11 protein-coding genes are annotated in these 10648 nt (G+C 62.4%); 4 read left to right on the top strand and 7 right to left on the bottom strand.

The window, feature by feature from the left end:
• Positions 1 to 5: 5 nt before the first annotated feature.
• Together J6497_RS21175 and J6497_RS21180 are read right to left on the bottom strand one after the other, a co-directional pair.
• On the bottom strand, positions 6 to 1316 hold the full coding sequence (locus J6497_RS21175; protein ID WP_225706217.1) for a DNA polymerase IV: 1311 nt from the start codon (positions 1314 to 1316) through the stop codon (positions 6 to 8).
• Positions 1295 to 1594 (bottom strand): DUF3572 domain-containing protein, encoded by a 300-nt coding sequence (locus J6497_RS21180; RefSeq protein WP_225706218.1) that lies wholly within the window; start codon positions 1592 to 1594, stop codon positions 1295 to 1297. Before J6497_RS21180 ends, J6497_RS21175 begins: the two co-directional genes overlap by 22 nt.
• Before the next feature lie 226 nt (positions 1595 to 1820).
• Here J6497_RS21180 and J6497_RS21185 point away from each other — a divergent pair, with 226 nt between their 5' ends.
• Together J6497_RS21185 and J6497_RS21190 are read left to right on the top strand one after the other, a co-directional pair.
• Positions 1821 to 2186, top strand: a complete 366-nt coding sequence (locus tag J6497_RS21185) for a response regulator (RefSeq protein WP_027581229.1) — start codon at positions 1821 to 1823, stop codon at positions 2184 to 2186.
• A 14-nt stretch (positions 2187 to 2200) separates the two neighbouring features.
• Complete coding sequence (locus J6497_RS21190) at positions 2201 to 3574, top strand: PleD family two-component system response regulator (protein ID WP_225706219.1); 1374 nt, start codon at positions 2201 to 2203, stop codon at positions 3572 to 3574.
• A 67-nt stretch (positions 3575 to 3641) separates the two neighbouring features.
• Here the strand turns inward: J6497_RS21190 and J6497_RS21195 are convergent, their stop codons facing one another.
• On the bottom strand, positions 3642 to 4226 hold the full coding sequence (locus J6497_RS21195; protein ID WP_376708250.1) for a TetR/AcrR family transcriptional regulator: 585 nt from the start codon (positions 4224 to 4226) through the stop codon (positions 3642 to 3644).
• 134 nt (positions 4227 to 4360) lie between these two features.
• On the opposite strand from J6497_RS21195, the gene J6497_RS21200 reads away from it, so the two are divergent.
• Both J6497_RS21200 and J6497_RS21205 read left to right on the top strand, forming a co-directional pair.
• Positions 4361 to 5596 (top strand): MFS transporter, encoded by a 1236-nt coding sequence (locus J6497_RS21200; protein ID WP_225706220.1) that lies wholly within the window; start codon positions 4361 to 4363, stop codon positions 5594 to 5596.
• A gap of 544 nt (positions 5597 to 6140) precedes the next feature.
• The gene (locus J6497_RS21205; RefSeq protein ID WP_376708251.1) at positions 6141 to 7532 is read left to right on the top strand and encodes an ammonium transporter; all 1392 of its coding nucleotides are present in this window, start codon (positions 6141 to 6143) and stop codon (positions 7530 to 7532) included.
• On the opposite strand, the gene J6497_RS21210 is transcribed toward J6497_RS21205, so the two are convergent.
• From J6497_RS21210 to J6497_RS21225, 4 genes are all read right to left on the bottom strand, one after another.
• The gene (locus J6497_RS21210) at positions 7529 to 8059 is read right to left on the bottom strand and encodes a hypothetical protein (protein ID WP_225706221.1); all 531 of its coding nucleotides are present in this window, start codon (positions 8057 to 8059) and stop codon (positions 7529 to 7531) included. The two genes, J6497_RS21205 and J6497_RS21210, sit on opposite strands and share 4 nt — an antisense overlap.
• A gap of 91 nt (positions 8060 to 8150) precedes the next feature.
• On the bottom strand, positions 8151 to 8318 hold the full coding sequence (gene rpmG / locus J6497_RS21215; RefSeq protein WP_027581235.1) for a 50S ribosomal protein L33: 168 nt from the start codon (positions 8316 to 8318) through the stop codon (positions 8151 to 8153).
• Between the two features lie 127 nt (positions 8319 to 8445).
• Positions 8446 to 9771 (bottom strand): LLM class flavin-dependent oxidoreductase, encoded by a 1326-nt coding sequence (locus J6497_RS21220; protein ID WP_225706222.1) that lies wholly within the window; start codon positions 9769 to 9771, stop codon positions 8446 to 8448.
• 103 nt (positions 9772 to 9874) lie between these two features.
• Entirely contained in the window at positions 9875 to 10624 is a 750-nt protein-coding gene (locus tag J6497_RS21225; RefSeq protein ID WP_225706223.1) for an NUDIX hydrolase, read from the bottom strand.
• Between the last annotated feature and the right edge of the window lie 24 nt (positions 10625 to 10648).

Here is a 10648-nt window from a genome sequence, read left to right on the forward strand (position 1 = left end):
GGATTTCACCCCTCTGTCTTCTCCGGCCCCTGATAGGCGATCCCCCTAATCACAGCGGCGTTTCCGAATTTCTTCCGCAGGTCATCCATGGCGCGTTCGGCATGGGCGGAGCGTCGGTCGAGCATGTCAGTGTCGTCGGCCGCCGATCCCGCCCGCAGCGCGCTGACGCCGACACCCATCAGGCGGAAGGCGGTGCCGTCGATCTCCTTCGCCAGCATCTCGCGCGAGACCGCAAAGATCTTTCCGGCGAGCTGCGTCGGCGCCGCGATCGATTGCGAGCGGGTCCGTGGGCGGAAATCGGCGGTCTTCAGCTTCAGCGTGATCGTGGAGCCCGCAAGCTCGCTGTTCTTCAGCCGCGCCGAGACCTTCTCGGACAATCTCCACAACAGCCTTTCCAGCGTGACGAAATCGCGGATGTCGTTCTCGAATGTGGTCTCGCTCGAGATCGTCTTGGCGCCGCGATCTGCCACCACGCGGCGGTCGTCGATGCCGCGCGCGAGCCGCCACAGCCTGCGGCCTTCGCTTGCGAACTGCTTCATCAGCTCGTTCTCGTCCGCGCGCTGCAGGTCGGCGATGGTGCGAAAGCCGCGCTGGATCAGCCTTTCCTCAGTCGCAGGCCCGACGCCGAAGATGAAGCCTACAGGCTTGTCCGCGAGCATCTCGCGCGCTTCGTCCTGGTCCAGCGTGGCGAAGCCGCGTGGCTTGTCGAGGTCGGAGGCGATCTTGGCCAGGAACTTGTTGCAGGACAGCCCGACCGACACGGTAATTCCGATATCGCGCTCGACGTCGCGGGCAAATGCTGCCAGCACTTTTGCGGGGATCATGCCGTGGACGCGTTCCGTGCCGGAAAGGTCGAGGAAGGCCTCGTCGATCGACAACGGCTCGACCAGGGGCGTCAGCGCCTGCATCGCCTGGCGCACCTCGCGGCCGACGCGGACATATTTCGCCATGTCCGGTGGGATTACGGTCGCGGACGGGCAAAGCTCGAGCGCCTTGAACATCGGCATCGCCGAGCGCACGCCAAACGTTCGCGCAACGTAGCAGGCGGCCGACACCACGCCGCGCTTGCCGCCGCCGATGATGACCGGCTTGTCGGCTAGCTCGGGACTGTCACGCTTCTCGACCGTGGCGTAGAAGGCGTCGCAATCGATATGGGCCAGTGCAAGCCGGGGCAGGGCGTGATGGCGGACCAGGCGCGGTGAGCCGCAATGGCTGCAGCGTCTTGCCTTGAAGTCGAGATCGCCGAGGCAATCCCGGCAGAAGCAGTGGGGACCGTTGCTCGTGAGCGCCGCGCTCACGGCACGTCGCGTTCCCATTTGGGATCGTTCAAGACCTGGTGGGCCGCGGCAATGTTCGTCGGGTGCAGTTCGGAAGCCTTCGCAAACGCCTTCACTGTCGCATCATCCCGCATCACGAAATCGAGCACCGAGCTAAGGAACTTTGGGTCGGAGGCGGCCGAGCGGAGCGTCTCCGGTCCGATTCCGGTCTCGGCCAGGAACAGGCCCAGCCTTTCGGGGTCGCCGGCGATGAAACCCAGCGCCTGAACCGCAACGATTTCAGCTACTTCGCGAGGGTTTTGAACAGGCTTTTTCAACGGTCGATTTGCCTTTCCGTTAACTTATGTTCTCTAATGAGACGCATCATGCCCGAGTCTTTCGGACCTGTTCAAGCAAGTGGAAACCACACCACGCAAGATAGGGGTCGAGTTTAACGGGTTTGAGCGAATCTGGCGCTAGTTTGATTTTACATTTCGATGCGCCCGAAGGCGGTGCCGAACGTACCGCATCAGGGACTGTTTCCTACGGCTTTGGAGGGACGGGATGGCCAAGACCGTCCTGATCGTGGAGGACAACGAGCTCAATATGAAGCTCTTTCGCGACCTGCTGGAGGCGCACGGTTATCAGACCTCCGGCACGAGCAATGGTTTTGAGGCGCTCGATCTCGTCCGCAAACTGCATCCCGACCTGATCCTGATGGATATCCAGCTTCCGCAGGTCTCCGGGCTCGAAGTCACGCGCTGGATCAAGGACGATCCTGATCTGCGCAAGATCCCGGTGGTCGCTGTCACCGCGTTCGCGATGAAGGGCGATGAGGAACGCATCCGCGAAGGTGGGTGCGAGGCCTATTTGTCCAAACCAATTTCGGTCGGCAAATTCATTGAGACCGTCCGACGCTTTATCGGGTAGGGAGTTGTATTTCGATGTCCGCACGTATCCTCGTGGTCGATGACGTTCCCGCGAACGTCAAGTTGTTGGAAGCGCGACTGTCGGCCGAATATTTCGACGTGCTGACTGCTTCCAACGGCGCCGAGGCCCTGCAGATCTGCGCGCGCGCTGAATGCGACATCATCCTGCTCGACGTCATGATGCCTGACATGGATGGCTTCGAGGTCTGCCGTCGGCTCAAGTCCAATCCGGTCACGCATTTCATTCCGGTCGTCATCGTCACTGCGCTCGACAGCCCGGCTGACCGCGTGCGCGGCCTGGAAGCCGGTGCCGACGACTTCCTGACCAAACCCGTGTCCGACGTCGTGTTGATCGCACGCGTGCGCTCGCTGACGCGACTGAAGATGATGACCGATGAATTGCGCATGCGCGCGATTACCTCGCTCGAAATGGGCATGCAGGCGCCCGAACGTAGCGCGATTGCCGACAAAGGGCTTGGCGGCCGTATCCTATTGGTCGATGACCGGCCGTCGTCCTACGAACGGCTCGCGCCGATGCTTTCCGCCGAGCATACGGTTGATGTCGAGACCAACCCGGGAGAAGCGCTGTTCAATGCCGCCGAGGGCAATTACGACTTGATGATCGTTTCGCTCAGCCTCGACAATTACGACGGCCTGCGGCTCTGCAGCCAGGCGCGCTCACTGGAACGCACCCGCCAGTTGCCGATCCTCGCCATCTCGGATGCCGACAACAATGCGCGGCTGTTGCGCGGGCTCGAGATCGGCGTCAACGACTACCTGCTGCGCCCGATCGACAAGAACGAACTTTTGGCGCGTGCGCGCACGCAGATCCGGCGGCGGCGCTACACCGATCATCTGCGCGACAATGTGCAGAACTCGATCGAGATGGCGATCACGGACGCGCTGACTGGGCTGCACAACCGCCGCTACATGGAGAGCCATCTGGCGACGCTTGCTGAACAAGCCTCGGCCCGTGGCAAGCCGCTGGCGCTGATGATCCTCGACATCGACTACTTCAAGGCGATCAACGACAATTATGGTCATGATGCCGGCGACGACGTCCTGCGCGACTTCGCGACCCGGATCCGCAAATCGATCCGCGGCATCGATCTCGCCTGCCGGTATGGCGGCGAGGAATTCGTGATCGTGATGCCGGAAACCGACCTTCACGTCGCCGGTATGGTCGCCGAACGCCTGCGCCGTTCGATCGCCGGCGAACCCTTCTCCATCAGCAAGGGCGTCAACCGCATCGAGGTCACGATCTCGATCGGCCTCACCACGCTGGAGCGCAAGGGCGAGTCGGTGACCGACGTGCTCAAGCGCGCCGACAACGCGCTCTACCGCGCCAAGCATGGTGGCCGGAACAGGGTGGTTTCAGCGGCGGCTTAAATGCTGCGTAGCCCGGATGGAGCGAAGCGCAATCCGGGTCGTCTCACCCTCGCGAGTTCTCCCCGGATTACGCTTTCGCTCCATCCGGGCTACTGATTTTCACACCCGCATTCTCCAAAAGCACGCGCGCGGCTTCTTTTGCCGCCCGAGCCATCGCGGGGTCGTCGCGGACGAGATCCTGTGCGATCGAGCCGTCGACCAGCAATTGCAGCTGGGTCGCAAGTGCTTCCGGATCGGCAACGCCGAGTTCGGTCAATCGATCGCGAAACCACAGCCGCCGGCTTTCCTTGAACGCGATGGCGACCTTCTTGACTGACTTGTCTTCGCCACCGAGTTCGGCGACCGCGTTGACGAAGGGGCAGCCGCGAAAATCCTTGGCGCCAAAGCGACGCTCCAGCGCATCGAAGGTGCCGAGGATCTGCTCGACCGGCGGCTTGTCCGACGGCTTCGGCTGCACGAAGCGATGTTCGAGATAGGCCGCGATCAGCGCGTCCTTGGACGGAAAGTGATTGTAGAGCGTGCGCTTGCTGATGCCGATCTCGGCGGAAATGGTATCGACGCCGATGGCGCGGATGCCCTTTAGGTAGAACAGCCGGTCCGCCGTCTGAAGGATGCGGTCCTTCATCGTCTGTTTCTGGTGCGGAGAAGCCATGCAACGGCTCCGTATCTCATTCGCTTGACAGCACCTCCCTGTTATAGCCAAAGTACACAGGTCTGTGTAACTAAAAATCGCGTGAATCGCAGGTAGACTTTGCTGTGCCGCCATCGATAGGGAGAACAAAAACAATGCCCTTGCTGCAAGTCCTGCGTCCCACGCTTCCCATCCTGATCGGCGCATCCGTCATGCTCACGCTGAGCATGGGCCTGCGGCAGAGCCTCGGCATCTTCATGCAGCCGCTGACGCACGACATCAGGATTTCGGTATCTGACTTCACCCTGGCGCTGGCGGTGCAGAACCTCGCTTGGGGCTTCCTGCAGCCGCTCGCCGGCGCCATGACGGTGCGTTACGGCTTTCGTCCGATCATGGTGGTCGGCTCGCTGCTCTATATCGCGGGCCTTGCGTTCATGGCGGGCGCGCACGGCGTCGTGAGCATCATGATCGGCGGCGGCGTCCTGATCGGTACCTCGCTCGCCTGCACGGCGGCCGCGATCGCGATGTCGGTCGCCGCCCGCGCGGTGCCCGAGACGGTGCGCTCGACCGTGCTCGGCATCGTCTCGGGCGCCGGGTCGCTTGGAGCGCTGCTGTCGGCCCCGATCGGGCAACTGCTCAATGAAGGTTTCGGCTGGCGCGTCGGTCTGCTCGGCTTCGTGGTGCTGGCGGTCCTGATGATCCCTGCCGCCTGGTACGCCGGTCGCATCGATCAGGTTCCGCTGCCCAGGCCGACGTCGTCCGAGGACATCGGTGAGGCGACCGCCGCAATCGCGGCCAGGGCGGCGTTCGGCAATGCCTCGTTCGTGGTGATGACGTGCGCCTATCTCGTTTGCGGCATGCAACTCGTCTTTCTCACCACGCATCTGCCGTCCTATCTCGCGATCTGCGGCCTCGATCCGATGCTGAGCGCGCAGACGCTCGGCATGATCGGCGGCTTCAACGTGCTCGGCTCGCTGTTCTTCGGCTGGGCTGGCCAGCGCTGGAACAAGCTGGCGTTGCTGGGCGCGATCTACATCCTGCGCTCGCTGGCGCTCGCCTGGTATTTCATGCTGCCGGCGACACCTGCCTCTACGCTGCTGTTCGGCGCCATCATGGGCTTCCTTTGGATGGGTGTCGGCCCGCTGGTCGCAGGCGCGGTGGCGGAGATGTTCGGGCTGCGCTGGCAGGCGATGATCCAGGGGCTTGCCTTCATGAGCCACCAGATCGGCAGCTTCCTTGGCGCCTATGGGGGAGGGCTGCTCTACGACGCGCTCGGCTCCTACACCATGGCCTGGCGCATCGGTGTCGCGCTGGGTCTCGCCGGCGGCATCATCCAGGTGGCGTTTGCGCTAGTGCGGCCCTCGCAGCCACCGCTATTGAAGACGGCGTAAACTCCGCCCTCGCGGCGAATGCTCGCAAGGACGTGCTGCCCCCACGCGGGGGCGGCGATGAATGTGTGATTAAATAATAGTCAATCGGACGCCGCTAGAATTGGCAGTGACTAAGCACCTTCACGCGTCGGTGAATTAGAGTCGACGCTAATTCAATAGGTTAGCTCTCCATCGTGGATGGCACGAAACTTGATTAATTCTGACTAAGAACTGGGGTCGGAGACCGACTCGGGCGTCTTCCGATTTGGCGACCCGGGAAATGCTGGCGGGCCATGAGGCTAGTCGCCGCCAATCTCCAGCCGTTGAAGCTCGGCGACCTTGCCGCGGCGCCGAGCACTATGAGTCTTGTGCCCAAGGGCATGCCAGTCCTGGGCAGGCATTGCGGGCCGGTTGCGGCGCTCCAAGATACTGCGAGAACCGAACGAGCGGGCGATGCCAGGTATTTGGTGACCTCGGTCGAGCAGCAAGCCCCGCGTCTGGCGCCGGCGCGGCAAAGCCTCTCCTCAAGCCTTTCGCTGACTTCTCTTGCGACGGGAGGACGATGATGCACTCGAGAACACCTGCGAGCCAAAGGCTCGTGAAATTTGCGGCTGCTTTCCTGGCAATTGCGCTCCTCGGTCTCGTACCAGGCGATCTTGCGTTTGCCCAGGATGCAGCGCCGCCGGCCTGCGGCGGCAAGGTCCTCGAAAACTGCACGCCCAACTCCGGCGACACGGCGTGGATGCTCACATCCGTCGCGCTCGTGTTGATGATGACAATTCCTGGCCTCGGCCTGTTCTATGGTGGCATGGTGCGCAAGAAGAATGTCGGCGACACCGTGATAACCAGTTTTGCCGTCACCTGCCTTGTCACGATTCTGTTCGCCATCCTGACTTACAGCATGGCATTTCGCGCTGGCGCGCCCTTTGTCGGCGGCCTCGATCGCATGTTTCTCAAGGACATCGTGAGCGACATCGGCAAGGGCGGCATTGGCAATCCCAATCCGCTTGCTCCAACCATCCCCGAGACCGTCTACATCTGCTTTCAGATGACATTTGCGATCATTACGCCAGCGCTGATCGCCGGCGCATTTGCCGAGCGCATGAAATTCTCGGCCATGCTCTGGTTTATCGGCCTGTGGGCGGTCTTCGTCTATGCCCCGGTTGCGCATTGGGTCTGGGGGCCCGACGGGGTGTTTGCCGCTGCCAACGAGGCCGCATGGGTGAAGGTGCTCGATTTCGCCGGCGGTACCGTCGTGCATATCAATGCTGGCGTGGCAGGTCTGATGTGCGCCATCATGCTCGGCAAGCGCAAAGAGACAGGGCCCGCCCATAACATGGTGCTCACTTTCATCGGCGCCTCTCTGCTCTGGGTTGGCTGGTTCGGCTTCAACGCCGGCTCCGCGGTCACGGCAGGGATGCAGGCCGGCATGGCCATGTTGGTGACGCAGATCGCGACGGCCGTTGCGGCTTTCACCTGGATGCTGGTGGAATGGGCGCTCAAGGGCAAGCCGACCGTCGTCGGCATCTGCTCGGGTGCGGTCGCCGGCCTCGTTGCCATCACGCCGGCTTCCGGTTTCGTCGGCCCGATCGGTGCCTTTGCAATTGGAATCGGCGCCGGCGTCTTCTGCTACTGGGGATGCACCGGCCTGAAACGCACATTCAACTATGATGACGCGCTGGATTGCTTCGGCGTGCATGCGATTGGCGGCATCGTCGGGGCACTGCTCACCGGCGTGTTTGCGGTTCAGCAATACGGGGGGACGCCGGGCGTTCTGGAGGGAAACGTCGGTCAGTTCTTCAACCAATGCGTCGGGGTCGCTACCGTGATCGTCTACGATGCCGTCGTAACCCTGATCATCCTCGCAGCCGTCAAGGTGTTCGTCGGCCTTCGCGTGCACGAGGACGCCGAGCGCGACGGCCTCGATCTCGCGCTGCATGGTGAAGTGGTGCACTAGCTCCGATAGTAGCGCCACATCCTGAGGAACGTCCGATGGATCTCATCGGGCGTTCGGTCGAATGGCTCCAAATTGATGCGCACCACGCCGCGGTGGTCCATGCGCCACGGCAGCCGCATCAGGCGGCGATAGACGGGCTGCTTGCGCCAGTCGGCAACGAGAGCGCCGCTCAGGGGCATGCTGAGCGCAATCTGCAATTCATGAACGATCATCGCGCGCTCGGCAATCTGAACGAGGTCGATGCGTTCGATGGCGCGCCACCGGATCAGGCCGAAAGCCTGGATGAAGATGCCGTACTGATTGGCGCCGATGGTCGGGCGCCCCGTCTCCAGCAACGGGATATTGTAGTAGGTAAAGCCGGCCACCGTTATCGCAGGCGCCAGCCAATAGAGGGCGCCGGTGATCCAGGTTGCGGTGAAGAAGATCGCGGCGAGAGCGGCAGTGATGTAGACGGGAAAGTAGATGTCTTCGCGGCCATACGCGACCGAATAGCCGCCAACGCTTCCTTCGTCCAAGGTTGCGATCATCGGAGCCTTATGCCCGGGCCTGGCTGGCGAGCATAAGAAAAATGAAAACGGGGCCACAAGGGCCCCGTGAAGTGGGTAGTGTCCCGCGATCTTACTTGATCTTGGCTTCGCGGAATTCGACGTGCTTGCGCGCAACCGGGTCGTACTTCTTCTTGACCAGCTTGTCGGTCATGGTGCGCGAATTCTTCTTGGCGACGTAGTAGTAGCCAGTGTCGGCGGACGACACGAGCTTGACCTTGATGGTGACCGCCTTGGCCATGTCAGAACCTCAGGGAGATGATGGGGTATCAGGAGCCGGCCAATCGGCCCGCATTTGGCCGGCAAACTAGTCACAATCAGCCCAAAGTCAAGGTTTTCCGGACCCAAACCCGCCCAATTCGAGCGCATCAGTGCTCGAAAAACCGGTTTTTCGGCCGCGGCAGGCCCAGATTCTCCCGGAGCGTCTTGCCTTCATACTCCTTGCGGAAGATCCCGCGCTTCTGCAGTTCCGGGACCACCTTGTCGACGAAATCGTAGAGCCCGCCCGGCAGATACGGGAACATGATGTTGAAGCCGTCGGAAGCATAGCTCGTCAGCCATTCCTCCATCTGATCGGCGATCGTTTTCGGCGTGCCGACGAAGGCTAGCCCGCCATAGCCGCCGACGCGCTGCGCGAGTTGGCGCACGGTGAGCTTGTCGCGCGCGGCGACGTCGACCAGGCGCTGGCGCCCGCTCTTGCTCGCATTGGTTTCCGGGATCGGCGGCAACAGCCCGTCAGGATCGAAGCCAGAGGCATCGGTGCCCAGGATCACCGAAAGCGAGGCGATTGCGCTGTCGTAGTGCACCCGGCTGTCGAGCAAGGCGCGCTTCTCCTTGGCCTCCTCGACGCTGTCGCCGACCACCACGAAGGCGCCGGGCAGGATCTTCAGATGCTCGCGGTCGCGGCCGAGCTTGTCCATGCGGCCCTTGATGTCGGCGTAGAGTTTCTGCCCGTCGCTGATGCTGCCGCCGCCGGTGAAGACCGCTTCCGCCGTCTCTGCCGCGAGCTGCTTGCCGTCCTCCGACGCGCCGGCCTGTACGATCACCGGCCAGCCCTGCACCGGGCGCGCGATGTTCAGGGGACCGCGAACGCTGAGATATTTTCCCTTGTGATTGAGCACGTGCATCTTCGAAGGATCGACGAAGAGCCCGGACTCGACGTCGTGCACGAAGGCATCATCGGCAAAGGAATCCCAGAGCCCGGTGACCACGTCATAGAACTCGCGCGCGCGGTGATAGCGCTCGGCGTGCTCCATATGGTCCTCGAGCCCGAAATTGAGCGCCGCATCCGGATTGGAGGTGGTGACGATATTCCAGCCCGCACGGCCGCCGCTGATATGGTCAAGCGACGCAAAGCGGCGGGCGACGTGATAGGGCTCGTCGAAAGTGGTCGAGCCGGTTGCGACCAGGCCGATATTCTCCGTCACCGTCGAGAGCGCCGATAACAACGTGAACGGCTCGAACGAGGTCACGGTGTGGCTGCGCTTCAGCGCATTGATCGGCATGTTCAGCACGGCCAAATGGTCAGCCATGAAGAAGGCGTCGAACTTGCCGGCCTCTGACTTCTGCGCGAGCTGCTTGATGTGGGAAAAGTTGAAATTGGCGTCCGGCCAGGCGCCGGGATAGCGCCATGCGCCGGTGTGGATGCTGATCGGCCGCATGAACGCGCCGAGCTTGAGTTGACGCTGTGCCATTTGCCCCGTTTCCGTATGGGTCGTTCAAGAGCACATAGGCACGAAGCGGGGCGGCGCCACTGGGAAGATTATTTTGTTTTTGCGCACTTTCGCGACATGCCTGTCACGCTCCCAAAATGTCCTTCTGCATCCTGCCGCTGTAGAAATGGAAGAACGGCACCGGCGCGTCGTGATTGAGGGGGCCGGTGGCGAGCCGGCGGTCGAGCTCGGCGAGCACGTTCTTGGTCATGGCATGCGCGTCCGCCAGCGGCTCGGAGCCGATCTCGACCCATACCAGTTCGACCAGCTCCGCATCGGCATGCACCACGCCCTCGACGCGGTGGGCAATGGCGGAGGCATCCGCCGTGAAGAAGCGTGTGTCGAAGCGGCGGACGCGGCCGGGCGGGGTAATCGCGCGCGCGATCAGAAACAGGCCGGAGGGATCGGGCAGCAGGCCGGCTTCGGCGAACGGCTTCCACGGACCATCGAGCTTGGCAGGCTTCTCGGCCTTGCGGCCGAGGCACAGGCCGGTCTCTTCGCAGGCCTCGCGGATCGCTGCATTGGCAAGCGCGCGAGCCCGGCCGGGCGTGATCTTCGGGCTGCCCTTGAGCAGGTTGGCTTCAAGCTCCTGGCTGATGGGAGCGGCAACCGGCACGCGGTTGTCGGCCTTGTCGACGCGACCGCCGGGGAAGACATATTTGCCGGGCATGAACACGACCTTGTCGTGGCGCTTGCCGACCAGCACCTTCGGCTTCGCGCTGGAGCGATCGATCAGGATCAGCGTCGCGGCGTCCTTCGGCCGGAAGTACGGGTGATGATCCGCTTCCTTCTCTTCCTTGATTTCCTGTTTGATCGCGGTCGCTGCTTCAGTCATTCCATCCCCGTTTGTTGTTCTTGA

It is taken from the genome of Bradyrhizobium cenepequi, from assembly GCF_020329485.1.
GTDB lineage: Bacteria > Pseudomonadota > Alphaproteobacteria > Rhizobiales > Xanthobacteraceae > Bradyrhizobium > Bradyrhizobium cenepequi.